24 protein-coding genes are annotated in these 24,156 nt (G+C 70.7%); 15 read left to right on the forward strand and 9 right to left on the reverse strand.

The window, feature by feature from the left end:
• Positions 1–35 precede the first annotated feature (35 nt).
• Entirely contained in the window at positions 36–884 is an 849-nt protein-coding gene (locus tag K3N28_RS11680; protein WP_228092702.1) for a 3-hydroxyacyl-CoA dehydrogenase family protein, read from the reverse strand.
• Between the two features lie 112 nt (positions 885–996).
• Between K3N28_RS11680 and K3N28_RS11685 the strand changes: the two genes are divergently transcribed.
• The 10 genes from K3N28_RS11685 to K3N28_RS11730 all read left to right on the forward strand — a co-directional run bounded on the left by K3N28_RS11685 (position 997) and on the right by K3N28_RS11730 (position 10,519).
• Positions 997–1,578, forward strand: a complete 582-nt coding sequence (locus K3N28_RS11685; protein ID WP_228092703.1) for a cob(I)yrinic acid a,c-diamide adenosyltransferase — start codon at positions 997–999, stop codon at positions 1,576–1,578.
• A gap of 169 nt (positions 1,579–1,747) precedes the next feature.
• Positions 1,748–2,740, forward strand: coding sequence for an ABC transporter substrate-binding protein (locus K3N28_RS11690; RefSeq protein ID WP_228092704.1), 993 nt, complete (start codon positions 1,748–1,750; stop codon positions 2,738–2,740).
• A gap of 105 nt (positions 2,741–2,845) precedes the next feature.
• Positions 2,846–4,366, forward strand: a complete 1,521-nt coding sequence (locus K3N28_RS11695) for a sugar ABC transporter ATP-binding protein (protein ID WP_228092705.1) — start codon at positions 2,846–2,848, stop codon at positions 4,364–4,366.
• Positions 4,367–4,424: 58 nt separating this feature from the next.
• Positions 4,425–5,480: an ABC transporter permease gene (locus tag K3N28_RS11700; protein WP_228092706.1), complete on the forward strand. Its 1,056-nt coding sequence runs from the start codon at positions 4,425–4,427 to the stop codon at positions 5,478–5,480.
• Positions 5,477–6,502, forward strand: a complete 1,026-nt coding sequence (locus tag K3N28_RS11705; protein WP_228092707.1) for a hypothetical protein — start codon at positions 5,477–5,479, stop codon at positions 6,500–6,502. Before K3N28_RS11700 ends, K3N28_RS11705 begins: the two co-directional genes overlap by 4 nt.
• Positions 6,503–6,637: 135 nt before the next feature.
• A complete protein-coding gene (locus K3N28_RS11710; RefSeq protein WP_228092708.1) occupies positions 6,638–7,561 on the forward strand; it encodes an ABC transporter ATP-binding protein in 924 nt (307 codons plus the stop codon).
• Positions 7,558–8,409: an ABC transporter permease gene (locus K3N28_RS11715; RefSeq protein WP_228092709.1), complete on the forward strand. Its 852-nt coding sequence runs from the start codon at positions 7,558–7,560 to the stop codon at positions 8,407–8,409. Before K3N28_RS11710 ends, K3N28_RS11715 begins: the two co-directional genes overlap by 4 nt.
• Before the next feature lie 6 nt (positions 8,410–8,415).
• Positions 8,416–8,643: a helix-turn-helix transcriptional regulator gene (locus tag K3N28_RS11720; RefSeq protein WP_228092710.1), complete on the forward strand. Its 228-nt coding sequence runs from the start codon at positions 8,416–8,418 to the stop codon at positions 8,641–8,643.
• A 20-nt stretch (positions 8,644–8,663) separates the two neighbouring features.
• Entirely contained in the window at positions 8,664–8,846 is a 183-nt protein-coding gene (locus tag K3N28_RS11725; RefSeq protein WP_228092711.1) for a hypothetical protein, read from the forward strand.
• A 149-nt stretch (positions 8,847–8,995) separates the two neighbouring features.
• The gene (locus tag K3N28_RS11730; protein WP_374209745.1) at positions 8,996–10,519 is read left to right on the forward strand and encodes an alkaline phosphatase; all 1,524 of its coding nucleotides are present in this window, start codon (positions 8,996–8,998) and stop codon (positions 10,517–10,519) included.
• 76 nt (positions 10,520–10,595) lie between these two features.
• Here K3N28_RS11730 and K3N28_RS11735 read toward each other — a convergent pair whose 3' ends face one another.
• The 8 genes from K3N28_RS11735 to K3N28_RS11770 form a co-directional block, all read right to left on the reverse strand.
• Complete coding sequence (locus tag K3N28_RS11735) at positions 10,596–11,039, reverse strand: DUF2550 domain-containing protein (protein WP_228092713.1); 444 nt, start codon at positions 11,037–11,039, stop codon at positions 10,596–10,598.
• A 2-nt stretch (positions 11,040–11,041) separates the two neighbouring features.
• Positions 11,042–11,323, reverse strand: a complete 282-nt coding sequence (locus K3N28_RS11740) for a F0F1 ATP synthase subunit epsilon (RefSeq protein ID WP_228092714.1) — start codon at positions 11,321–11,323, stop codon at positions 11,042–11,044.
• 328 nt (positions 11,324–11,651) lie between these two features.
• Entirely contained in the window at positions 11,652–12,329 is a 678-nt protein-coding gene (locus K3N28_RS11745) for a Crp/Fnr family transcriptional regulator (RefSeq protein ID WP_026924818.1), read from the reverse strand.
• Positions 12,330–12,635: 306 nt separating this feature from the next.
• Entirely contained in the window at positions 12,636–13,832 is a 1,197-nt protein-coding gene (locus tag K3N28_RS11750; RefSeq protein ID WP_228092715.1) for a MarP family serine protease, read from the reverse strand.
• Positions 13,833–13,922: 90 nt separating this feature from the next.
• Positions 13,923–14,579, reverse strand: coding sequence for a CoA pyrophosphatase (locus K3N28_RS11755; protein ID WP_228092716.1), 657 nt, complete (start codon positions 14,577–14,579; stop codon positions 13,923–13,925).
• Between the two features lie 2 nt (positions 14,580–14,581).
• The gene (locus tag K3N28_RS11760; protein WP_228092717.1) at positions 14,582–15,142 is read right to left on the reverse strand and encodes a TlpA disulfide reductase family protein; all 561 of its coding nucleotides are present in this window, start codon (positions 15,140–15,142) and stop codon (positions 14,582–14,584) included.
• Entirely contained in the window at positions 15,139–15,936 is a 798-nt protein-coding gene (gene nth, locus K3N28_RS11765; protein ID WP_228092718.1) for an endonuclease III, read from the reverse strand. The genes K3N28_RS11760 and nth overlap by 4 nt, the downstream gene beginning before the upstream one ends.
• The gene (locus K3N28_RS11770; protein WP_228092719.1) at positions 15,933–17,000 is read right to left on the reverse strand and encodes a S8 family serine peptidase; all 1,068 of its coding nucleotides are present in this window, start codon (positions 16,998–17,000) and stop codon (positions 15,933–15,935) included. The genes nth and K3N28_RS11770 overlap by 4 nt, the downstream gene beginning before the upstream one ends.
• A 306-nt stretch (positions 17,001–17,306) precedes the next feature.
• Here K3N28_RS11770 and K3N28_RS11775 point away from each other — a divergent pair, with 306 nt between their 5' ends.
• The 5 genes from K3N28_RS11775 to K3N28_RS11795 all read left to right on the forward strand — a co-directional run bounded on the left by K3N28_RS11775 (position 17,307) and on the right by K3N28_RS11795 (position 23,670).
• Positions 17,307–19,697, forward strand: coding sequence for an SseB family protein (locus tag K3N28_RS11775; protein ID WP_228092720.1), 2,391 nt, complete (start codon positions 17,307–17,309; stop codon positions 19,695–19,697).
• A gap of 3 nt (positions 19,698–19,700) precedes the next feature.
• Complete coding sequence (locus K3N28_RS11780; protein ID WP_228092721.1) at positions 19,701–20,063, forward strand: hypothetical protein; 363 nt, start codon at positions 19,701–19,703, stop codon at positions 20,061–20,063.
• Positions 20,064–20,615: 552 nt separating this feature from the next.
• Complete coding sequence (locus K3N28_RS11785) at positions 20,616–21,773, forward strand: Gfo/Idh/MocA family protein (RefSeq protein ID WP_228092722.1); 1,158 nt, start codon at positions 20,616–20,618, stop codon at positions 21,771–21,773.
• A complete protein-coding gene (locus K3N28_RS11790; protein ID WP_228092723.1) occupies positions 21,770–22,861 on the forward strand; it encodes a dihydrodipicolinate synthase family protein in 1,092 nt (363 codons plus the stop codon). The genes K3N28_RS11785 and K3N28_RS11790 overlap by 4 nt, the downstream gene beginning before the upstream one ends.
• Positions 22,858–23,670, forward strand: a complete 813-nt coding sequence (locus K3N28_RS11795; protein ID WP_228092724.1) for a sugar phosphate isomerase/epimerase — start codon at positions 22,858–22,860, stop codon at positions 23,668–23,670. The genes K3N28_RS11790 and K3N28_RS11795 overlap by 4 nt, the downstream gene beginning before the upstream one ends.
• Positions 23,671–24,156 lie beyond the last annotated feature (486 nt).

Here is a 24,156-nt window from a genome sequence, read left to right on the forward strand (position 1 = left end):
TCGTCCACACCCTGTGGACGACTCGCCGCGGTCGTTCAGGAGTAGTCGAAGAACCCCTTGCCGCTCTTGCGGCCGATCTCGCCCGCCGCGACGAGGCGGCGCAGCAGCGCGGGCGGGAAGAACTTCGGGTCGGCCGTGTCCTCGTAGATGTTCTCGGTCGCGTGCGTGATGACGTCGATGCCGGTGAGGTCGGCCGTGGCGAGCGGGCCCATCGGGTGGCCGAAGCCGAGCCGGCACGCCGTGTCGAGGTCCTCGGCCGAGATCACGCCGTCCTCCACGAGACGGGCCGCCTCGTTGACGAACGCGCAGATCAGGCGTGTGGTCGCGAACCCGGCCACGTCGCGGTTGACGACCACGCAGGTCTTGCCCGCGGCCTCGGCGAACCGGCGGGCCGTGTCGAGGGCCTCGTCGCTGGTGTGGAGGCCGCGGACGAGTTCGCACAGGCGCATCATCGGCACCGGCGAGAAGAAGTGCGTGCCGACCACCCGCTCGGGATGGGTCGCGGCGGCGGCGATCTCCGTGATCGGGATGGCCGAGGTGTTCGTCGCGAGGACGGTCTCGGGGGCGCAGATCTCGCTGAGCCTCCGGAAGACCTCCTGCTTCACCGGGAGGCGCTCGAAGACCGCCTCCACGGCGATCGAGGCCCCGGCCGCCGACGCCAGGTCGGTGGAGACGGTGATGCGCTCCTGCGCGGCCTCGGCCTCCTCGCCGGTGACCTGCTCCTTGGCGACGAAGCGGTCGAGCGAATTCCTGATGGCCGCCTGCGCGCGCTCCAGCGCGCCCGCGTCCGTGTCGATCAACGTGACCTCCGAACCGCCCAGGCTTGTGACCTGCGCGATTCCGGATCCCATGAGTCCCGAACCGATTACCGCGACTGTAGTCATGGAGGGAGGCTATATCTTCGGGGTCGCGGCGGTCAATCGGACACGAATCCGGCCGGCAGTTTCGGGGCCGCGGCGCTCGATCGGGCGCCGGAATGGCTATATGGTCAGAGGCATGACGGTCAATCTCACCAGGATCTACACGAAGACGGGCGACGACGGCACGACCGGGCTCGCCGACTTCTCGCGCGTCCCCAAGACGCATGTCAGGCTCGCGGCCTACGGCGACGTCGACGAGACCAACGCGGTCATCGGCTCGGCGCTCGCGCTGCACGCGGGGGAGATCGGGGACCGGGAGCGGGAGATCCTCCTGTCCGTCCAGAACGATCTGTTCGATGTGGGCGCGGACCTCTCCACGCCCGTCGCGGAGGACCCGAAGTACCCGCCGCTGCGCATCGACGAATCCTATGTGACCCGGCTCGAGGGCTGGATCGACGAGTGCAACGCGGACCTGGAATCGCTGCGGTCGTTCATCCTGCGCGGCGGGACGCCGGGGGCGGCGCTGCTGCACCAGGCGTGCACGGTGGCGCGCCGGGCCGAGCGGTCGGTGTGGGCGCTGCTGGACGCCGAGCCCGACACGACGCACGCGGTCCCGGTGACCTACTTGAACCGGCTCTCGGATCTGCTGTTCGTGCTCGCGCGGCGGGCGAACCCGGGCGGCGACGTCCTGTGGCAGCCGCGCGGCTCCCAGGGGTGAACCGCTTGCCAAGCTGGGCCGTAACCGGCGCGTTGTGAAATCGTTACGGCCTTACGGGGGGGTTTCAGCTTGACGAGACCGGTAACACAGGCGAGGATATGACCGGTAACATGCGTTCACGCAAATATCGAAAACCCTCGCAATCCGTTCTCTGAAAGGCGCCCCTACCGTGTTCAAGCAAGTACTCGCCGGCGTCGGTGCCGGCGCACTCCTCCTCGGTCTCACCGCGTGCGGCGGCGGTGACGACAGCGGCGACGGCGGGTCCGGCGACGGCCTGGTCGTCGGCTTCGCCCAGGTCGGCGCCGAATCCGCTTGGCGCACCGCCAACTCCGAATCCGTGAAGTCGGCCGCCGAGGCCGACGACCGCATCGCCGAGCTCAAGTTCGTCGACGGCCAGCAGGAGCAGGAGAAGCAGATCGAGGCGATCCGCAACTTCATCACCCAGCAGGTCGACGTCATCGTCCTGGCACCGGTGGTCGAGACCGGCTGGACCGACGTGCTGCAGGAGGCCGAAGACGCCGGCATTCCGGTGGTGCTGGCCGACCGCGGCGTCGAGGCCGCCGACGAGGACCTCTACGTCACCCGCCTGGGTTCGGACTTCGCCGAGGAGGGCCGCAAGGCCGGCGCGTGGGCGGTCGAGACGTTCGCCGACGACCCCGACGGCACCCGGATCCTCGAGCTCCAGGGCACCACCGGCTCCGCTCCCGCCAATGACCGCAAGTCCGGGTTCTTCGAGGTGCTCGACGCCGAGGGCCTGAACTACGAGCTGGTCGACTCCCAGTCCGGCAACTTCACCGCCGAAGAGGGCAAGGCGGTCATGGAGACCTTCATCACGACCCACGGTCTCGAGGGCATCGACCTGCTGTACGCCCACAACGACGAGATGGGCCTCGGCGCGATCCAGGCGATCGAAGAGGCCGGCTTCAAGCCCGGTGAGGACATCCAGATCATCATCGTCGACGGCTCCAAGGCCGGCTTCCAGGCCGGTGTCGACGGCAAGCTCAACTACATCGTCGAGTGCAACCCCGTCTTCGGCGAGCAGCTGATGGACGTCGTCGTCGACGTCGCCAACGGCGAGTCGATGGAGAAGTTCACCCCGGTCGAGGAGGGCGTCTTCGACTCGACGCAGTTCGAGGCCGAGCTCCCGAACCGCCAGTTCTAGTCCGCGAACGCATCGCGTCCGGGCGGGCCCCGCGGCCCGCCCGGACCGTGCCGACCCCCGAGCCGCCGCACCGCTTCAGGTGCACCACAACGAAGGTCGAATCCCATGTCTGACGACCCGATCGTCCAGATGACCGGGATCAGGAAGGACTTCACCGGTGTCCGCGCCCTCGACGGCGTGGACTTCACCCTCAGGCCTGGAGAGATCCACGCCGTGATGGGGGAGAACGGCGCCGGGAAGTCCACGCTGATCAAGGTCCTGACGGGCGTCCACACCCCGGACGCCGGCGAGATCCGCCTCGACGGGAGACCGGTCCGGTTCCACAGCCCGGGCGCAGCCCAGGCCGCCGGCATCTCCACCGTCTACCAGGAGGTCAACCTGACCGACAACCTGTCGGTCGCCGAGAACCTCTTCGCCGGGCGCGAACCGCGCCTCGGGCCGTTCATCAACTTCCGGGCCATGCGCCGCAAGGCGAAGGCGCTCCTGGACGACATCGGCATCGAGCTCAACGTCGCGGCGCCGCTCTCGTCCTACTCGATCGCCATGCAGCAGCTCGTCGCGATCAGCCGCGCCGTCGACATCGAGGCGAAGGTGCTCATCCTCGACGAGCCGACCTCCTCGCTCGACCGCGACGAGGTGAACGTCCTCCTCGGCGTCATGCGCCGCCTGGCCGCCAAGGGCACCGCGATGGTGTTCATCTCCCACTTCCTCGACCAGGTCTACGACATCGCCGACCGGATGACCGTGCTGCGCAACGGGCAGCTCGTCGGCGAGTGGACCACCGCGGAACTGCCCGAGAGCGAGCTCATCGGGCACATGCTCGGCCGCGAGGCCGCCACGCTGGAGCAGATCGAGCGGACCGCCGCCGCGCACCACGCCGCGGAGGAGGAACCGCTCATGGAGGTCACGGGCCTGGGCCGCCGAGGCTCCATCGCCCCGTACGACCTGCGCGTGCGCCGCGGCGAGGTCGTCGGCCTGGCCGGGCTCCTCGGCTCGGGCCGCACCGAGACCGTCCGGCTCATCGCCGGCGCCGACCGCGCCGACTCCGGGAAGCTCCGCTTCGACGGCAAGGCCGTGAACGGGCACAACCCGCGCACCGCCTCGGCGCGCGGCATCGCGTTCTGCCCCGAGAACCGCAAGACCGAAGGGCTCGTGGGCGACCTCAGCGTCGCCGAGAACATGATCCTCGCGATGCAGGCCTCGCGCGGCTGGGCCCGGTCCATCCCGGTCGCCCGCCGCGACAAGCTCGTCGCCGAGTTCATCGAGAAGCTCGACATCCGCCCCGGCGACCCCGACATGCCCGTCAAGAACCTCTCCGGCGGCAACCAGCAGAAGGTGCTCCTGGCCCGCTGGATGCTCATCGAACCCAAGCTCCTCATCCTCGACGAGCCCACGCGCGGCATCGACGTCGGTGCGAAGGCCGACATCCAGCGCCTCGTCGCCGAACTCTCCTCCGACGGGATGGCCGTCCTGTTCGTCTCCGCCGAACTCGACGAGGTCACCCGCCTGTCCGACCGGATCGCGGTCCTGCGCGACCGGGAACTCGTCGCCGTGCTCGAATCCGAGGCCGACATGACCACCGAACGCATCGTGGACACCATCGTCTCGGGAGGGCGTGAAGCATGAATCGACACGCAAAGCGCCTGATGCGCGTGGACGCCATCGTGTCGGGAGGGCGGGCCTCGTGAACACCTATGCGAAGCGCCTGATGTGGCCGGTGATCATCCTCGTGGCGCTCATCGTCGTCAACATCGCCGCCACCGGCATCGACTTCATCATCCCCACGGTCAACGACGGCCGCCTCGGCGGCGCGTTCGTCAACATCCTGCGCCGCTCGGCGCCGCTGCTGCTCATCGCGCTCGGCATGACCCTCGTCATCGCCACCAAGGGCATCGACCTGTCCGTCGGCGCGGTCTACGCCATCGGCGCGGCCATCGCCTGCCAGATGATCATCGAGGCGCCCGACCAGACCGCCCTCGGGCTCGTCTTCGGCGCCGTCGCCCTGGCGCTCGTGGTCACCGCCGTCATCGGCGCCTGGAACGGCGTCATGGTCGCCTACTTCGGCGTCCAGCCGATCGTCGCCACGCTCATCCTCATGATCGCCGGGCGCGGCATCGCCCAGCTCATCACCGGGGGCCAGATCCCGAAGGTCCAGGACGCGAGCCCGTTCACCGAGCTCGGGCGCGGGTCCTTCCTCGCCGTCCCGCTGCCGATCTGGATCGCGGCGCTCATGCTCATCGCGATCGCGCTGCTCACCCGCAAGACCGCCCTGGGGATGCTGCTCGAATCGGTCGGCGGGAACCCCGAGGCCAGCCGCCTTGCGGGCATCCGCTCCAAGGGCATCACCGTCCTGGTGTACCTGGTGTGCTCGCTGTGCGCGGGCCTGGCCGGGCTCATCGGCGCGGCCAACCTCGGCAGCGCCGACGCCAACAACGGCGGCCTGTGGATCGAGCTCGACGCGATCCTCGCCGTCGTCATCGGCGGCACGGCACTGCTCGGCGGCCGGTTCTTCCTGCTGGGCACCGCGATCGGCGTCATGATCATCGGGACGCTCGACGACACCATCATCAACGTCGGCCTCTCCAGCCAGTGGCAGTTCACCGCCAAGGCCATCGTGGTCTTCGTCGTCGCGCTGCTCCAGAGCCCCGAGTTCCGCGGCTGGATCCTCAAGCCCTTCAAGCGGCAACCGGACGCCCCGGCGCCCGAGCCCGCGCCCGCCGAGGAGGTCCTGGCGAAATGAGCACCCATCAGCTGACCGAGCGCCCGTCGCGCTCGACGCTGTTCGACGGCCTCACCCGGTACATCCCGATCAGCGCGACCGTCGCGCTCCTCATCGCGCTCTACCTCGGCGGGGTCGCGAACTACCCGAACTTCGACAACCCGCAGGTCGTCGCCAAGCTGTTCATCGACAACGCCCCGCTGCTGGTCATCGCCGTCGGCATGACGTTCGTGATCCTCTCGGGCGGCATCGACCTGTCCGTCGGCTCGGTGATGGCGTTCTCGACGATGGCCTGCGCCTGGCTCACCGTCGAGGCCGGCATCGCCGCGCCCGTGGCGCTGGTCCTCGTGCTCGCCTTCGGGACGGCCTGGGGCCTGCTCATCGGCGCGGTCATCCACTACTTCGACGTGCAGCCGTTCATCGCGACCCTGGTGGGCCTGTTCCTGTTCCGGGGCCTCACCCTCCAGATCTCCGACACCGACGTGTCCATGCGGGAGATCGAGTTCTTCCAGTGGGGCATGACGCACGTCGACTTCGGGAACGTCCGCGACGGCGGCTTCTGGCTGCCGTACCTGTCGTTCGTGGCCTTCGCGGTGGTGATCATCGCGTTCGTGGTCCTGCACTACACCCGGTTCGGGCGCGGCGTCTACGCCGTCGGCGGCTCGGAGCAGTCCGCGCTGCTCATGGGACTCCCGGTGGCGCGCACCAAGATCGGCGTCTACGCCGTCAGCGGGTTCTGCGCCGCCCTCGCGGGGATCCTGGCCGCGTTCGCGACCAAGAGCGCCAACCCGCTCGCGAACGTCGGGGCCGAACTCGACGCGATCGCCGCCGTGGTCATCGGCGGGACGCTGCTGACCGGCGGGGCCGGGTTCGTCCTGGGCACCGTCGCGGGCGTCATGGTCTGGGGGATGCTCAACACGCTCATCGCCTTCCAGGGGAACCTGTCCTCGTGGTGGGCGCGGATCGTCATGGGCATCCTGCTGCTCGCGTTCATCCTCCTCCAGCGCGTGCTCGCCCGCTCGGGCGAGAAACGGCGGACATAAGACTCCACTCTTCGCACTGAGGGGGCCGTCGATCCCATGATCGGCGGCCCCCTTCCTTATACGGGTTGGCAGAGGTCTCCGACGATATGTAGTATGAGTGCTATCAACCAACGGACTTCTATGATGGAGCTGATCATGGGACACCCCCCGACCGCCGCCGGGCCCGCGATCGCCGTATCCGACCTGCGGATGCGCTACGGCGACAAGGACGTCCTCAACGGCGTCGAACTCACCGTCGAGGCCGGCACGGTCACCGCCCTCCTCGGACCCAACGGCGCCGGCAAGACCACCACGGTCGAGATCCTCGAAGGCTTCCGCGCCCGCAGCAGCGGCGACGTCACCGTCCTCGGCGCCGACCCCGCGCACGGCGACGAACGCTGGCGCGCCCGGATGGGCATCGTCCTCCAGGAATGGCGCGACAACCACAAGTGGCGCGTGCACGAGCTGCTCGCCCACTTCGCCGAGTACTACCGCCCGTACGCCGAACCGTGGAACGCGGACGACCTGCTCGAACTCGTCGGCCTCCGCGAACAGGCGGGGCAGCGCATCGGGACCCTCTCCGGAGGCCAGCGGCGCCGCCTCGACGTCGCCGCCGGCATCGTCGGCAAACCCGACCTGCTGTTCCTCGACGAGCCGACCACCGGCTTCGACCCGCACGCCCGCCGCGAGTTCCACGAGCTCATCCACCGGCTCGCCGACATCGAGGGCACCACGATCCTGCTCACGACCCACGACCTCGACGAGGCCGAGAAGCTCGCCGAGCGGATCCTCATCCTCGCCGGGGGCCGCATCATCGCCGACGGGTCACCGGACGCGCTGGCGCGCGCCGCCGCCACCACCGCCGAGGTCAAGTGGATCCAGGACGGCCGGCTCCAGGTCCACGCGACCGACGACGCGACCGCGTTCGCCCGCAAGCTCCTCGCCACCGACGAGGGGGCGGTCAGCGACCTGGAGATCCACCGCGCGAGCCTCGAAGAGGCGTACCTGACCCTCGTCGAGCAGTTCGAGGCCGGCGAGGCCGACGCCGCCGTCGACCAGTTCCAGGAGGTGACCCGGTGAATCCCACGATCCATGCGTACCGTACCGGACTGAAGCGGGCGCTCATCGAACTGAAGGTCTCGCTGACCACGCCGTCCGACATCATGGGCACCCTGTTCCCGCTCGCCATCGCCGTCACCGTCATGCTGTTCCTGCGCGGCGTCGAGGTCGACGGCGCACCGGTCTCGCTCGGCTCGATGAACATGCCGAGCCTGATCGGCATGATGATCGTCTGGAGCGGCGTCCTCGGGCTCCTCGGCATCCTCATCCTGGACCGCACCAACGGCACGCTCCTGCGCGCCAAGTCGATGCCCGGCGGCATGACCGGCTACCTCGTCGGCCACATCGGGTCGCTCGCGCTCTTCACCGCGTTCAGCGTCGCGGTGCTCATGGTCGTCGGCCTGCTCTTCTTCGACGGCCTCGAGTTCGACTCGCCCGACCGGTGGCTCATGTTCGTCACCGTGCTCGTGCTGGGGCTGGCCGCGACCATGCCCATGGGCGCCGTCCTCGGCGCGCTCATCGACAACCCGCGGAACATGGGCCTGGTCATGATGCCGTTCATGGCGCTGATCGCGATCTCGGGGATCTTCTACCCGATCACCGCCCTGCCCGGCTGGCTCCAGGCGATCGGGCAGGCCTTCCCGACCTACTGGCTCGGCCTGGGGATGCGGCACGCGCTCCTGCCGGACGCCGCGGTGGCGGTGGAGATCGGCGAGGACTGGCGGACCCTTACGATGTTCCTCGTACTCGCGGCCTGGGCGGTCGCGTCGATGACGATCGCGCCGAAGTTGTTGAGCCGCATGGCCAGGCGCGAGTCCGGGTCCACCATGGCGGCCCGCCGCAAGCTCGTCGAGCAGAACTGGGGGTAGGGCCCGATGGCCGACGACGTCGTCTACAACCGGATCGCGGTGCTGCGCGCCGAGCGCGGCATCTCGCGGCGGCAGCTGGCCGACGCCCTCGGAGTCCACTACCAGACCGTCGGCTACCTCGAACGCGGCGAGTACTCGCCCAGCCTGCACCTGGCGCTGAAGATCGCCGAGTACTTCGAGGTCCCCGTCGAAGTCGTCTTCTCCACCAAGCCCTTCCCGCGCATCGGCGCCTGACCGCGAAAGGACGCCCGACCATGAAATTCACGCTCGAGGTGGACCTCGACCAGATCGATCCGGAGCGGCGCGAGACCGAACTCGGCCGGATCCTGCGCTACTGGGCGGGGAATCTGCAGCACTACGCCCTGGAACGGGGTGACAGAGCGGAACTCGCCGACTCCGAGTACCGCACGGTCGGCGAATGGAGGATCACCGCCTGACCGGAGCCAGACCTGCAACCCAGGGGGAGCGCCCCGCTCTCCGGCAACACCACGGCGAAAGCCGACCGGAGAGCGGGGCGCGCTGTTCACCCTCGGGTCATCCCCGTGTCGACCGGGACTGGGAAGGTGAGTGCTGTTCATCGATCCTCATGGTTTTGGAGAGAACAGTGCAGATTGGTCGAAGAAGGCTGCTGGCCGCCGGAGCGGGCGGCGCGGTCCTGCTCGGCACCCCCGGGATCTCGTACGCCGCTTCCCGTCCCCAGTTGACCCACGGCGTCCAGTCCGGTGACGTCACCGACCGCGGCGCGATCCTGTGGACGCGCGCCGACCGCGGCGCCGACATGGTCGTGGAGCTCGCGACGCGTCCGGACTTCAAGCACGCCCGCCGCATCAAGGGCCCGGCGCTCACCGAGGCCACCGACTTCACCGGCAAGGTGCGGCTCAAGGGCCTGCGCCCGGGCTCGCAGTACCACTACCGGATCCGCGCCGAGGGCGAGCGCCGCTCCGAGGCGCTCGAAGGCTCGTTCACCACCGCCGCGACCGAGCCGAAGGACCTCCGCTTCCAGTGGTCGGGCGACCTCGCCGGGCAGGGCTGGGGCATCAACCCCGACGTCGGCGGCTACCGGATCTTCCAGGCCATGGCCGACGCCGAGCCGGACTTCTTCCTCTGCTCGGGCGACTTCGTGTACGCCGACGGGCCGCTCGTCGAGACCGTGGCCCTGCCGGACGGCACCACGTGGAGGAACACCCTCGTGGACGAGAAGCTGAAGGTCGCCGAGACCCTCGACGAGTACCGCGGCCAGTTCAAGTACAACCTGCTCGACGAGAACCTGCGGGCGTACCTGGCGCGGGTGCCGATGGTGAACCAGTGGGACGACCACGAGGTCGTCAACAACTGGTACCCCGGCGAGATCCTCGACCTGCCGCAGTACACCGAGAAGCGCGTCGACGTGCTCGCCGCGCGCGCCCGGCAGGCCTTCGCCGAGTACACGCCCGGTGGCTTCGGGCCCGAACCCGACGGCCGGATCTACCGCAAGATCGCCTACGGGCCGCTGATGGACCTGTTCGTGCTCGACATGCGGACCTTCAAGAGCCCCAACCCGGACGCGGACGGCGCCAGGGGCCACGTCCTCGGCGAGCGCCAGCTCGCCTGGCTCAAGCGCGAACTGCGCCGCTCCAAGGCCACGTGGAAGGTGATCGCCGCGGACCTGCCCATCGGCCTGCTCGTCGGCGACGGGGCCGGGGCCTGGGAGGGCATCGCCGAAGGCACCGGCGCCGCGCCGATGGGCCGCGAGACCGAGATCGCGGACCTCCTCGCGCACTGCAAGCGCGAGCAGGTGCGGAACATGGTGTGGCTCACCGCGGACGTGCACTACACCGCCGCCCACCACTACAGCCCCGACCGGGCCGTGTTCCAGGACTTCGACCCGTTCTGGGAGTTCGTGTCCGGGCCGCTCAACGCCGGCGGCTTCGGGCCCAACCGGCTCGACGCGACCTTCGGGCCCGAGGCGGTCTTCGTGCAGGCGCCCCCGGCGGCCAACACGTCGCCGGCCGAGGGCTACCAGTTCTTCGGCGAGGTCGACATCGACGCCGAGACCGAGGTCATGACGGTGTCCCTGAAGGACCTCGACGGCGGCGTGCTGTTCACCCAGGCGGTCGAACCGGTCGCCTAGGGCGGCCCCTGGACACGACGACGCCCGCCTCGGGAGGCCGAGGCGGGCGTCGCATCACGTCCGGCGGCTTCGCGGCCTATTCGGCTTCGCGGTGGCTGTAGAACTCGGCCCCCGGCGGGGCCGCCTCCAGCCAGGAGAGGAATCCGGTGACGGCCGAGGTCGTCATGGCGAGCTCGACTTCACCGGCCGCGTTCTTGCATCGCAGGATCGCGACCTCGGGGGGGAAGATCTGGGCCTCGGGGCCGATCGGCTTGCGGCGCTCCGAGACCTGGAGGTCGTGGCGCGAGAGCGCGTAGCGCGGCCCGAACGCCAGCGAGAACATCCGGTACCAGCGGAGCGTGCCGCTCTCGTACACGGCGAAACCGGGGGCCCAGCCGCGCCCTGCCATGTGCCGCGAGAGCCGGGCGGCCATCGCCACCGAGCCCGAGCGGGACAGGATCGAACGCCGGACGTACGTCAGCACCAGGAACACCGCGACGGCCGCCGCCACAGCGGCGACGACGAGCAGTGCCTTCAGCATGACTATGCCGAGGTGGGGGCGACCGCCTCGGCGGTCTCTGCGAGGATGGTGACGCCGTCGGTGGTCACCGACAGGAAGCCTCCCTCGATCTGCCAGGCCAGCTCGCCGCCGTCGACCGGCTGCACCCGTACGGTGCTGTCGACGCGCAGCTCTCCCAGCAGCGGCTGGTGGCCGGGCAGGACGCCCAGTTCCCCTTCGGTGGTGCGGGCGTAGACGGCCTTGGCCTCGCCGGACCACACCTTCGAGTCGACTGCCACGACTTCAACGTTCAGTTGCCCTGCCACAACGCTCCTTCAGCGGACTCGGGGGATGGTTACCGGAAGTCTAGACGGACGCGGGCCCGAACGTCGAGTCGCCCAAGCCGCGGGACAGGGAGATCACCCGCTGGAGCGCGGGCGTCGGAGCCGATGCGCGGATCGGAGGCTCCGCGAAGCCGCGCCGAGGGACGGCCCACCGCCCCGCGGAACCGCGCCGACCCCACCGCCCCGCCGAGGCCCACCGGCCTCACGGAAGCCCAGGCCCACCGGCCTCACGGAAGCCCAGACCCACCGGCCCCGCGGAAACCGAAAGCCCCCGGCGACGCCGGGGGCTTCGAGGTTCGACCGGGGAGCGTTACACGCGGGCACGGCGCGCGAGGCGCTCGGGGTCCATGATGATGACGCTCTTGCCGTCCAGGCGCAGCCAACCGCGCCCGGCGAAGTCGGCCAGGGCCTTGTTCACGGTCTCGCGCGAGGCGCCGACCAGCTGGGCCAGCTCCTCCTGCGTGAGGTCGTGGGTCACGCGCAGGACGCCGCCGTCACGGGTGCCGAAGCGGCTCGCCATGTGCAGCAGGGCCTTCGCGACGCGGCCGGGCACGTCGGTGAAGATGAGGTCCGCCATCGAGTCGTTGGTGCGACGCAGCCGGCGCGCTATGACGCGCAGGAGCTGCTCGGCGATCTCGGGGCGGTTCGCCAGCCAGGGGCGCAGCGCCGTCTTCGAGAGGCGGGCCATGCGGGTGTCGGTCAGAGCGGTGGCGGTGGCGGTGCGGGGACCGGGATCGAACAGCGCGAGCTCGCCGACCATGTCGGACGGGCCCATCACCGCGATCAGGTTCTGGCGGCCGTCGGCGGAGCGACGTCCGAGCTTCACCTTCCCGGACATGACGATGTACAGACTGTCACCCGGCTCGTTCTCGGTGAAGACGGTCTGGCCCTTGTTGACGTCGACGTACTCCATCTCTTTGATGAGCGACTCGACAGCTTCCGGGTCGACCCCCTTGAACAGGGCGGCCCTGGCCAATACATCTTCCATGTCCGTTCGCACCTTTCTTCAACGCACCGCTAGTGCAAGTACTGAGTCTATGCCTCTTGTCCGCATTGCGGGAGCGAGACCCCCGTAAATCCACATGCGCACCATCGACGCCGAAATCGACATTCGTATCCGAATGAATGCGTTCCGTCCGTTCCGAGCGTCACCTCGAGAGACTCACCACGCCGCCTCAGCAGGAGTTATGTTCCGGTGAACGGAATGCGTCGACGACGACCGGTACAGCCTACCCGCATTGTGACGCCACGCCCAGCATCAGGCAACGGCATAAGTCCACACGAACCCACAGCATCACGTGCACGAACCCGTGTCCACCGGGCCCGAGGCGTCCCGTCCCGCCTCCAGGACGGGCGCGGACTCGTGCATCGTCAGCGCGTAACCGGTGTCCGGATCGTCGACCGCCGCCGCGAAGATGACACCGATCACCTCGCCGTCCGAACTCAGCAGCGGCCCGCCCGAGTTGCCGCCGATGATCCGCGCGTACAGCTGGTAGACCTCGCGCGTGACGGTGTCCTCGTCGTAGATGTCCGGGCCGGTGACGATCCGCGCCTCGCGGACGCGCGCGGGGGTCGCCGTGTACGGGCCGCCGCCCGGGTAGCCGAGGACGATCGCGTCCTCCCCGGATCCGGCGGTCTCGTCCAGCAGCGGCAGCGGCTCGGCGTCCAGGCCCGGCACCGACAGGATCGCGAGGTCCCTCTCCGGCTCGAACACGACCACCTCCGCGTCGAGCAGCTCGCCGTCCGACTCGACCTCGACCTCGTCGGTCCCGGCGACCACGTGCGCGTTGGTGACGACCAGTCCGTCGTCGTAGACGAAGCTCGAACCCTCGATCTGCCGGTCGCAGGAAGGGGCCATGCCGTGGACCTTGAGCACCGAGTCCTCGGCGTTGCGCACCACCTGGGACGCCGCGAGCTCGGCGTCGGGCGGGTCGACCGAGCGGGCCTCGGTCGGGTCGAGCCCGAAGAACACGTCCGGCATCCCCGAGGTGTTCAGCGACTCCCGCATCGACTCGTAGACGCCCTTGACGGCCTGCGGCATGTGCTCGTCGATGCCGCTCACCAGACTCGAGTGGCGCACCGCGCTCGCGACCGCCGGCATCGACGAGTTCGCGAGCGGCGCGGCGGCCACCCAGGTCACCAGGAGCACCGCGGCGATCGAGACGATGGGCCCGGCGAAGTGGTCGATCCGCCGGGAGCCGCTGGTCCGCAGCCGCTTCCGCAGCCGGTAGCCGAGGGAGGTCGCGAGGGCCATGCCGCCCAAGGCGAGCGCGAAGACGACCACGAGCGAGGCGATGAGCCGCGCCAGCGGGTCGGCGTAGAAGTCGGCCGCGAACGGGGCGATCTGGATGCCGAGGAGGGCCCCGCCGAAGAAGCCGATGAACGTGGTGGCGGAGGCGATGAAGCCCTCGCGGTAACCGTTGATGGCGAACAGGAGCGCCAGCAGCACGATCACGACGTCGACCATGAGTCCCGCGCTGCTCGGCTCCATGCGCCCTCCGCTCATGTACGGCTCCGCGAGCGGTGGCCGTGGTGCTCGTCCACGATCCCGTGAGCGGTCGCCGTGGTGCTGTCGCCGGCGTCAGCGCCGGTCGAGTTCCATCGTCCGTCCGGTGTCCCAGGGGCGTGCCCAGCCGCCCAGGTCCAGCAGCCATGACAGTACCCCGGCGGTGAAGCCCCAAATCAGGGGTACGCCCGCGATCTGGAAGCACGGGCCGCTGCGGCCCGAGGGGTAGCGGACCGTGCCGCGGTTGGCCGGGTCGGCCAGGAGCGGCAACGGGACCTGGTGGGCGGCGGCGACTTCGGAGGCCGCCTGCGGCGCGACGGTGTGGGGGCGCAGCCACAGGGCGAGCACCGGCGTGACCGCGAACCCGGACACGGGGATCCACAGTCGCGGCAGGGTCTGCCCGATCGCGACCGAGTCCGGTTCGACGGCGAGCTCCTCGGCGGCTTCGCGCAGGGCCGTCGCCGCGGCGTCGGCGTCGCCGGGTTCGGCCGCGCCGCCGGGGAAGGCGACCTCGCCGGGATGGTGCCGCAGGCTCGCGGCCCGCTGCTGCAGGAGGACCGAGGGGCCGTGGTCGTCGGGGTCGTCCTTGAGGAGCACCAGGACCGAGGCCGACCGGGCCTGTTCCTCCTCATACGGGAGCAGGTGGTCGGCGATGACGCGGCCGATGCGGGGCGGCTCGGCGTCGGCGGCGGCCTTCAGCAGCGGCGGCCACCACTGGGGACGGCGCTCCACGGTCACCGCTCCAGGCCGAACGCGGACTCGGCGGTCGCCGCGAGGCCGTCGGCGGTCACGCCGGGTTCGGCGATGACCTCGACGACCGTGCCGTCGGGGCGCACGAACGCGATCCCCGGCAGGCCCGGGACGCCCAGTCCGATGCGGACGGCCTCGTCCGGGTCCGAGACGGAGGGAAAGGTCATCTCGAAGTCCTCCGCGAACGAGCGGCCCGCCTCGCGCGTGTCGGCGGTGTCGACGCCGAGGACGTCGACCTGGTCGCCGTACGCCTGATAGAAGGCCTCCACCTGCGGGGCCTCGTCCCGGCACGGTTCGCACCAGCTCGCCCACAGGACCACGACGAGCGGCTTGCCCGCCGGGCCGACGTTCGTGGCGGCGCCGTCGCCGAGGCAGTCGAGTTCGAGGTCGCCGACGCCTTCGATCGGGGTCGTGCCGGAGACGCACGCGACCGTCCACCCCGGCGCCATGGCGTCGGTGGGCACCGGAGCGCCCGCCGGCGCCTCCGTGCAGGCGGCGAGCGCCAGCAGTGCCAGCGCCGCGACGGCGCTCCCGACGCGCCTCATGCGTCCACCGCGTGCTCGATGCCCGCGAGGCGGACGAGGTCGTCCACATTGCCGCCCTTGAGGAGCTTCGCGGCCTCGGCCGGATCGGTCGGGCCCTCGCCGTACGAGGGGCAGACCGCGGCGAGCGTGCACGCGCCGCACGCGGGCTTGCGGGCGATGCAGACGCGGCGGCCGTGGAAGATGATCCGGTGCGAATACAGGGTCCACTCGCGCGGCTCGATGAGCTGCTGGAGCTGGCGCTCGAGTTTCACCGGGTCCTTGCCCTCGACGAGGCCGAGCCGGTTGTTGATGCGGATCATGTGGGTGTCGACGGTGAGGCCGGGGACGCCGAACGCGTTGCCGAGGACGACGTTCGCGGTCTTGCGGCCGAAGCCGGGGAGCTTCACGAGGGACTCCAGGTCCTGCGGGAGCCTGCCGTCGTGGTGCTCGACCAGGGCCTTGCCGAGGCCGATGATCGACTTGGTCTTGTTGCGGTAGAAGCCCGTGGGCCGGATGATCGCCTCGATGTCCTCCGGGTTCGCCTCGGCGTAGTCCTCCGCGGTGCGGTACTTCGCGAACAGCGCGGGAGTGGTGAGGTTCACGCGGACGTCGGTGCACTGGGCCGAGAGGATCGTGGCGACGGCCAGTTCGAGCGGGTTGGTGAAGTCGAGCTCGCAATGGGCGTCCGGATGGGCCACGGCGAGGAGCCGGTTGATCTTGCGGGCGCGGCGCTTCTTCGCCAGCTCGCTCTCGGTTCGGCCTTGGCGGGGCTTGCGAGCCGTGGAGCGGCTCTGTCGGGCGTCGGCGGCGGTCACCCCGCCATGGTACGCGGGTGCCCGGCGGTTCGACCCCTTTGCCCGGCAGCGCGGCTCCCGCGCAGCAGCAGCGCCGACACGCCGATGAGGCCGCCGCCGGCGGCGGTCGCCGCGGCGCTCCACCCCGGGGAGATCGACGGTGCGGACTCGGCGGGCGGGATCGAGTCGACGTCCGCGGCGACGGCCGCGGCCGCGTCGACGACCCCGGAGCCGAGGCCCGGCCCGTCCGCGGCGGCGGTGGCGATGAGCGCGCGGCGGACCTGGCCGGCGCTCCAGTCGGGGTGCGCCGAGCGCACCAGCGCCGCCGCGCCGGAGACGACCGCCGACGCGAACGACGTCCCGGTGACGGTCTTGTGCCCCCCGCCGGCCTTGGGGGCGGTGAGGTTCGCACCCGGCGCGGCGACGTCGGTCTCCTCACCGGTGACGGCGGTGGGCCAGCGCTCGCCGCGCTGGTCGGTGCCCGTGACGGCGAGGACCTCGGGCACGCGGGCCGGGAACCAGACGTCCTCGTGGGCCTCGCCCGCGCCGTCCCCGTCCCGGTGCTGGTTGCCGGTGCAGGCGACGATGAGCACGTCGTGCCGTTCGGCGTAGGCGAGCGCCTCCGCGAACGGGGCGGAGTCGTAGTGGCCGCCGAGGGAGAGGTTCACCACGTCGGCGCCGTTGTCGACGGCCCATTCGACGGCGGCGCCGACCATCGCCGAGTCGTGGTACCGGTTCTCGTCGTCGAGGACCCGGATCGGGAGGATCGAGGCCCCCGGGGCGACGCCGGGGTGGCGGGAGTCGGCGCTCGCGGCGATGAGGCCCGCGACGGCGGTGCCGTGGCCGACCGGGTCGGCCTGGCCGAAGGCCCGCTCGTAGACCGGACCGGGGTCGGAGCCGATGGCGAGCAGGCGGGGCTCGGCGCCGGGGTCGCGGTCGACGTAGCTGCGGCCGGGGAGGACGGCCCCGGCGAGGTCGGGGTGGTCGGCGTCCACGCCCGAGTCGATGACCGCGACGGTGACGCCTTCGCCGGTGGTCGTCTCCCAGGTCGCGGGCGCGCCGACGGCCGACAAATGCCACGGCATGGGTGCCGACGCCCCGGCGGGCGCGGCATGGAAGAGTGCAGAGAGCAAGAGCGCCAACAGCGTCGAGCAGACGCAGGCCAGAACGGAGCGAGCAGAGCGGTCCCACATGAGAACCGGATCGTTACACAGCGACAGGTCCACAGCGTGGGAACGACACGCGGGCTCCTTTATGAATTCGTTATTCTCAGCCTACTGACGGAAACTTGACAACGCCCTCGCGTTACGGTGACGATCGCGAGGGGACGCCGCGTTCGCTCGACACCGCCCCATCCAAGACCGGTAGGGGGGAAGGGCTGAGTGGGATCGATGTGGGAACCGAGTAACGAGATCGAGCACCGTCTCAGGGAGGCGCTGCGAGCCGAGGACCAGGACGGATACTTCCGAATCCTGGCCCAGATCGAACTCGTCCTCCCACTGTCCTATGAGGACGCGAACGGTTCCGGTGCGGACACCTGGGCCACCTGGACGACCGACGACCGCACCCACATCCTGGCCTTCACCTCCGAGACGGCGCTCCAGGTGTGCCTGCGGAACAACGCCGGCGCTTCGCGTCGCGTATCATTCGCGTCCCTCGCCGAGTCCTGGCCCGACGAGGAGTGGTGGCTCGCGGTCAACCCGGGCCTCCCGATCGAGGGCTACCTCCCGGCGTGGTTCGTCGCCCAAGTGGCCCAAGGCATGACCACGGTCCCGGTGGACCCGGCCCCCGAGCCGGAACCAGGCCCCGACCCGTACGGGCAGCAGGGCGGCACCTTCTCCTCGGTGTCGCAGCACTCGCCGTTCACCGAAGGCCAGTCCGACCCGTTCGCGAACCCGATGGCGCCCGCGCCCGCACCGCGACAGGGGAGCTTCATGCCCCCGGCCCCGCCGGTGCCCGACGTCCCGCCCGCACCGCGCCGCTCCTCGGACCTGAACGGCGGCTCCGGCAACCATTCCACGGTCGCCGGGACCACCGAGGCCGGGCTGCCGCTGCGCCAGCCGCCGCGCGACCCCGAAGCGCCCGAGGCCGACCCGTTCAACGGCCACTCGTTCTCCTCCCAGCCGCCGCCCGAACCGGAGCCCCCGCTGGCCCGGCCGCAGGGCTTCGGCTCCCAGCCTCAGGGTTTCGGTTCGCAACCGCAGGGATTCACCTCCCAGCCGCCCGCCGCGCCCTCGCCGCAGGAGACCGCCTTCCCGGCCGACCCGCAGTGGCCGAGCGCGCAGGACCAGTGGCCCGACGCCCCTGACTGGCTGCGCGACCAGCAGCCCGACCCGACGACGCTGCCGACCCGCGACCCCGCGCCCCCGACCGCCCGCCCCGAGCCGTTCCCCGCGGCGGACTCGTTCGGGTCACAGCTCGGGGACGACCCGTTCGCCGTGCGCAGCAGCGGCGACGCGTTCGCCACGCCCGGCCGTGACTCGTCCGGCACGTCCAACGGCGAGGCCTTCGGATCCGAGCCGCCGCGTTCGGCCGAGGCCTTCGCGTCGATGTCGAGCGCCTTCGGCCGCAAGGCGGCCGAGCCCGCGCCGCAGCCGAGCGCCCCGGCGGGGCCGGTCGAGCTCACGGGAGAAGCGGCCGAGCCGCTCCTCGCCGAGGCCGCGTCCTCCGGTGACACCGCCGCGTTCCTCCAGACCCTGTTGTGCGCCACCGTGATCCTGCCCGTAGGGGACCCGGCCGCCGCCCACATCCGCGTCGGCGACCCGGCGTTCCGCTGGGCCAGCGACATCGTGGACGGCATCATCGGGATCACCGTCTACACCACCATCGAGCGGATGGCCGCCCGCGCGGGCGAGGACACGCCTTACACGACCGTGCCGTTCGGCTGGCTCATCCAGCACTGGCCGGGCCAGGAGTACTCGCTCTACGTCAACCCGGGCACCGAGGTCGGCGCGAACATGTCCGGCGCCGAGGTCGAGCCGCTCCGCAAGTGGGCCGAGGCGAAGGACCTGCTCGCGTTCGCGACCGAGATGGAACGCCGCCAGGCCGCCGCCGCCCGCGCGGCCTCGCCCTCGCAGCGCGTCCAGCCGGTGCTGTGGCAGAAGACCATCCCGCACCAGCAGGTGCCGTTCTACCTCGAACGCGGCTACGACCGCGTCGGCGGCTTCGTGCACCCCGCCGAGGCGGTGGACCACCTGCGCACGCCCGCGCAGCTGTACCTCGCCCTCGGGCTCATCCGCTCCAGCGAGGACTTCAGCCCCACCGACGACTCGGTGCACGTGCTCCGCTGGATCGGCTACCGCACCGACCTGTACCCGACCGCGATCGGCGGCAACGACTTCGCCACGGCCGAGGCCCGCGGCGGCACCGTCGTCGAGCCGGGCCCGTTCCGCGGCGACGGCTTCGCGCCCTCCGAGGGCGACGAGCGCATCCCCGAGCACAAGGTCGACTCGGTCCGGCTGCCGCACGGCGCGAAGATCCTCCGGATCGACTCGCGGGGCGAGGTCACCGAGGTCGCCGTCTACGACTCCGACACCCGCGAGTGGACCCCGGTCGACGGGGCCTACGGCGGGCCCGCGGCGATCGAGGCCCCGGCGCTGCCGGCGGCGCCGTCCGACGCCCGGCCGCCCACGGGACCGATGGGCGAGGCCTACGGTTACGACAGCGCGCTCGGGGAGGCCTGGGGCGACGCCGACGGCCACTACGACCTCGTGCGTCCCCACCCCGAAGAGCGCGCGGCGTCCGTCCTGGACCACCGCGACCGCGAATGGAAGGACGCCTAAGCGATGAGGGACGGCTACATCGCCCGCTGGAAGGGCGCCGAATACGACTCCAGCCCGGACGGGGCCCATGTGCGGCTGTACTCGCCCACCGGCGGCGACGGCTTCGTGGAGGTCGCCGAGGGCCGCTACCGTCGCGGCGTGCCGATCGGCGAGCTCGAGGACTTCTTCTACGTGCGCACCGGCTGCACCTGGCGCGGCGAGCCGTTCTGGATCCTCGGGGCCTCCGGCGACTGGCTGCGCCTCGAATACCGCGGGGGACGCAGCGACGTGGCCCGCTCGCTCGGGCTCGAGCCGTACGACAACGGCGTGTACCAGATCTGGGCCCCCGCCGAAGAGGTCACCGACATCGCCGAGCAGTACCTCTGAGCAGGGCAGTGCCGCCAGGCCGCTGACAGCGCAGAATCTCTCGCTGAGCTGAGCTGAGCTGAGCTGAGCTGAGCTGAGCTGAGCTGAGCTGAGCTGAGCTGAGCTGAGCCGAGCCGAGCCGAGCCGAGCCGAGCCGAGCCGAGCCGAGCCGAGCCGAGCCGAGCCGCTGGACCCCTGATTGGGCAGTACCCGACTGAGGAGTCCGCTCACCGAGCGGCATCGCCGGCAGAGCACCGCTGGACCCTGGTCCGACGAGCGCTGCCGGCAGCAGAGCACCGCCGGCGCACACGCGTCACGGCCCCGGCCCGCGCGGGCCGGGGCTGAGCCGTGTCCGGACCATGCTGCGGCGCAAGGCCCTTGACATGACGTATTCGCGACCGTAAATCTGTCAAGAGACCGCTTTCCCGCGGAGGCGGTTTGCTGTATAGTTCAGTAAACTGGAAGAAAGCGTTTGCCTGCCCTCGGCGGACGCATGCGGCGCCCGCCGGCCGGCTTCGCCGGCGCACGCGTGCGGCGTCGCGATGGCAAGCTATCGGTCTGGAGCAGATCCCTATGGCAGAACGAATCACCGTCGGCATCGCCCTCAACGGGGTGACCGGGCGCATGGGCTACCGCCAGCATCTCGTGCGATCGCTCCTGGCGATCCGCGAACAGGGCGGCGTCGAACGCGCGGACGGCAGCGTCATCTGGCCCGAGCTCACCCTGGTCGGCCGCAGCGCCGACAAGCTCGCCGAGATCGCCGACCGCCACGGCCTGGACAAGTACACGACGAACCTCGACGAGGCCCTGGCCGACGACGCCATCGACGTCTACTTCGACGCCCTCACCACCCAGCACCGCCTCGCCGCCGTCAACGCCGCGATCAAGGCCGGCAAGCACGTCTACACCGAGAAGCCCATCGCGACCAACCTCGACGACGCCCTCAACCTCGCGCGCGCCGCCCGCGACGCCGGCGTCAAGAACGGCGCGGTCGCCGACAAGCTCTACCTCCCTGGCCTGCGCAAGCTCAAGCGCCTGGTCGACTCCGGCTTCTTCGGCCGGGTGCTGTCCGTGCGCGGCGAGTTCGGCTACTGGGTCTTCGAAGGCGACTGGCAGGAAGCCCAGCGCCCCTCCTGGAACTACCGCGCCGAAGACGGCGGCGGCATGGTCCTCGACATGTTCCCCCACTGGTCCTACCTGCTCGAAGGCACGTTCGACTCGCCGATCAAGTCCGTCACCGCCCACGTCACCACCCACATCCCCGAGCGCTTCGACGAGCAGGGCCGCGCCTACGCCGCCACCGCCGACGACGCCGCGTACGCGATCTTCGAACTCGAGGACGGCACCGTCGTCCAGATGAACTCCTCCTGGGCCACCCGCGTCGACCGCGAAGAGCTCGTCGAGTTCCACGTCGACGGCACCGAGGGCTCCGCGATCGCGGGCCTCCGCAAGGCCCGCGCCCAGCACCGCGCCCACACCCCCAAGCCGGTCTGGAACCCCGACATCGACCAGCCGATCCCCTTCCGCCTGCAGTGGCACGAGGTGCCGGACAATCAGGACTTCGACAACGGCTTCAAGCTGCAGTGGGAGGAGTTCCTGCGCCACGTCGTCGACGACGCGCCGTGGCACCACGACTTCCTGGCCGCCGCCCGCGGCGTGCAGCTCGCCGAAATCGGTTACCGCTCGGCCCGCGAGGGCCGCCGCATCGAACTCGAGGAGCTCGTCCTGTGACCCGCAAGTTCAACTCCCGCGTCATCTACTCCGCGGCCCACGTCGTCGCCGACCCGCTCGCCGACAACGGGCCCGGGCGACCGGCCGCGGTCGACTGGGACGCGACGATCCGCTACCGCCGGTACCTCTGGGACCTCGGGCTCGGCGTCGCCGACGCCATGGACACCGCCCAGCGCGGCATGGGCCTGGACTGGGACGCGACCAAGGAGCTCATCCGCCGCTCCGCCGAGGCCGCGGGACCTGACGACCTGCTCGCCTGCGGCGTGGGCACCGACCAGCTCGGCGCCCGTCCGACCACGATGGACGAGATCCGCGCGACCTACCTCGAACAGCTCGGCGTGGTCGAGGACGCCGGAGCCGGCACGATCCTCATGTGCTCCCGGGCCATGGCCGCCAGCGCCAAAGGCCCCGACGACTACAAGGCGCTGTACTCGGAGCTCCTCTCCGAGGTGAGCGGCAAGGCGATCATGCACTGGCTCGGCCCCATGTTCGACCCGGCCCTGGAGGGCTACTGGGGCTCCTCGGACCTCGACGAGGCCGCGGACACGTTCGTCGAGATCATCACCGAGAACGCCGCGAAGGTCGACGGCATCAAGATGAGCCTGCTCGACGCCGAAGCCGAGATCGCCCTGCGCCGCAGGCTCCCCGAAGGGGTCCGCTGCTACACCGGCGACGACTTCAACTACCCGCGCCTCATCGCCGGGGACGAACTCGGCCACTCGGACGCGCTCCTCGGCATCTTCGACCCGCTCGCCCCCCTGGCGGCCAAGGCGGTCCAGCGCCTCGACGAGAGCGACGTCATCGGCTTCCGCGCGATCCTCGACCCGACCGTGCCCTTGGCGCGCAAGGTCTTCGAGGCCCCGACGTTCAACTACAAGACCGGCGTGGTGTTCCTGGCCTGGCTCTCGGGCCACCAGGACCACTTCAGGATGGTCGGGGGCCTTGAGGCCGCGCGCTCGATCGAGCACCTCGGCGAGATCGTCGACCTGGCGCTCGAAGTGGGCCTCTTCCCCGACGAGCACCTCGCGATCGACCGGTTCAACGCCCTGCTGAAGGTCGCGGGCCAGCCGGCGAGGACCCTCGCATGAGCGCGCTCGAACGCTTCTCGTTCAACCACGCGACGGCGAAGTTCTGGGACCAGCGCGAGGCCGTCGAGGCCTGCGCGCGCACGGGGTCGGGCATCGGGCTCTGGCGGGAGCCGGTGCAGGAGATGGGCGTCGAGGCGAGCGCGAAGCTCGTCAAGGACGCCGGAGTCGAGGTCACCAGCCTCTGCCGGGCGGGGTTCTTCACCGACCCGACGCCTGAAGCGATCGACGACAACAAGCAGGCGATCGACGAAGCGGCGGCGCTGGGAGCCCCGACGCTCGTCCTCGTCTCGGGCGGCATCCCGGAGGGCGGCACGATCGACACCGCCCGTGAGGGTGTCAAGGAAGCGCTGGCCCAGCTCGCCCCGTATGCGGGCGAGCGCGGCGTGACCTTGTCGATCGAGCCGCTGCACCCGATGTTCGCGAGCGACCGCTGCGTCGTCACGACGATCAACGAGGCGCTCGACCTGGCCGCGCCGTTCCCGGCCGAGCAGGTCGGCGTCGTGGTCGACACCTACCACATCTGGTGGGACCCGCAAGTGTGGCAAGGCATCGCACGCGCCGGGGCCGAAGGCCGCATCGCCTCGTTCCAGTTCGCCGACTGGGTCACTCCGCTGCCGGCCGGTGTGCTCACCGGTCGCGGGCAGCTGGGCGACGGCTGCGTGGACTTCAAGCGCTATCTCGCGGAAGTGGACGCGACCGGATTCGACGGCCCGATCGAGGTCGAGCTGTTCAACGACGCGCTCTGGGCCCGCCCGGGCGCGGAGGTCTTCGAAGAGACCAGGGCCGCGTTCGCGCGAGTCCTGACATAGCACGCCGCGGGCACCGGCGACGGCCGGAGCAGCGCCCGCGACGACAGGCCCCCTCGGTACGCCGCGGGCGGCGGACCGGTGGGGTCAAGAACCCGGTCCGCCGCCCGCGGTCGCGTTCGCAGTCCCGCGGCCGATGCCGCGTCGAGCGCCGACCGCGCCTTCGCATCGATCGTGTCTTACCCGATGAGATCCTGCGCGTCCCCCGACCGGCGCTTGCGGAAGCGGCGTCGAGCCACCGCCCGAGTTCCCCATCGCTTCTTCGCGTCCTGCGCTGCCGATGCGGTGATGGCCGCTGTTCAGGGGCGGCGACGGAGGGGGCTGGTTCGTCTCGGCGTGCTCCTCCGGCTGCCAGGCGTGGTGATGGCCGCGGTTCGGGCAGGCGGCGACAACAAGGTCCCATTCCCTGAGGGTGCTCCTGCGGCTGTGTGGTGGGGTTGTGGTTGTGGTTGTGGTTCGATCGGCGGTGACAACAAGGCCGCAGGACGG

This window comes from Glycomyces sp. TRM65418 (assembly GCF_019710475.1).
GTDB lineage: Bacteria > Actinomycetota > Actinomycetes > Mycobacteriales > Micromonosporaceae > Glycomyces.

What these genes read in the sequence shown, in the direction of transcription:
- K3N28_RS11695 (WP_228092705.1), top strand. Translation starts at nt 2,846, where the DNA reads ATGTCTGACGACCCGATCGTCCAGATGACCGGGATCAGGAAGGACTTC.
- K3N28_RS11705 (WP_228092707.1), top strand. Translation starts at nt 5,477, where the DNA reads ATGAGCACCCATCAGCTGACCGAGCGCCCGTCGCGCTCGACGCTGTTC.
- K3N28_RS11725 (WP_228092711.1), top strand. Translation starts at nt 8,664, where the DNA reads ATGAAATTCACGCTCGAGGTGGACCTCGACCAGATCGATCCGGAGCGG.
- K3N28_RS11710 (WP_228092708.1), top strand. Translation starts at nt 6,638, where the DNA reads ATGGGACACCCCCCGACCGCCGCCGGGCCCGCGATCGCCGTATCCGAC.
- K3N28_RS11685 (WP_228092703.1), top strand. Translation starts at nt 997, where the DNA reads ATGACGGTCAATCTCACCAGGATCTACACGAAGACGGGCGACGACGGC.
- K3N28_RS11775 (WP_228092720.1), top strand. Translation starts at nt 17,307, where the DNA reads ATGTGGGAACCGAGTAACGAGATCGAGCACCGTCTCAGGGAGGCGCTG.
- K3N28_RS11720 (WP_228092710.1), top strand. Translation starts at nt 8,416, where the DNA reads ATGGCCGACGACGTCGTCTACAACCGGATCGCGGTGCTGCGCGCCGAG.
- K3N28_RS11770 (WP_228092719.1), bottom strand. Translation starts at nt 17,000, where the DNA reads ATGCCGTGGCATTTGTCGGCCGTCGGCGCGCCCGCGACCTGGGAGACG.
- K3N28_RS11730 (WP_374209745.1), top strand. Translation starts at nt 8,996, where the DNA reads ATGGTTTTGGAGAGAACAGTGCAGATTGGTCGAAGAAGGCTGCTGGCC.
- K3N28_RS11760 (WP_228092717.1), bottom strand. Translation starts at nt 15,142, where the DNA reads ATGAGGCGCGTCGGGAGCGCCGTCGCGGCGCTGGCACTGCTGGCGCTC.
- K3N28_RS11795 (WP_228092724.1), top strand. Translation starts at nt 22,858, where the DNA reads ATGAGCGCGCTCGAACGCTTCTCGTTCAACCACGCGACGGCGAAGTTC.
- K3N28_RS11780 (WP_228092721.1), top strand. Translation starts at nt 19,701, where the DNA reads ATGAGGGACGGCTACATCGCCCGCTGGAAGGGCGCCGAATACGACTCC.
- K3N28_RS11745 (WP_026924818.1), bottom strand. Translation starts at nt 12,329, where the DNA reads ATGGAAGATGTATTGGCCAGGGCCGCCCTGTTCAAGGGGGTCGACCCG.
- K3N28_RS11680 (WP_228092702.1), bottom strand. Translation starts at nt 884, where the DNA reads ATGACTACAGTCGCGGTAATCGGTTCGGGACTCATGGGATCCGGAATC.
- K3N28_RS11785 (WP_228092722.1), top strand. Translation starts at nt 20,616, where the DNA reads ATGGCAGAACGAATCACCGTCGGCATCGCCCTCAACGGGGTGACCGGG.
- K3N28_RS11735 (WP_228092713.1), bottom strand. Translation starts at nt 11,039, where the DNA reads ATGCTGAAGGCACTGCTCGTCGTCGCCGCTGTGGCGGCGGCCGTCGCG.
- K3N28_RS11750 (WP_228092715.1), bottom strand. Translation starts at nt 13,832, where the DNA reads ATGGAGCCGAGCAGCGCGGGACTCATGGTCGACGTCGTGATCGTGCTG.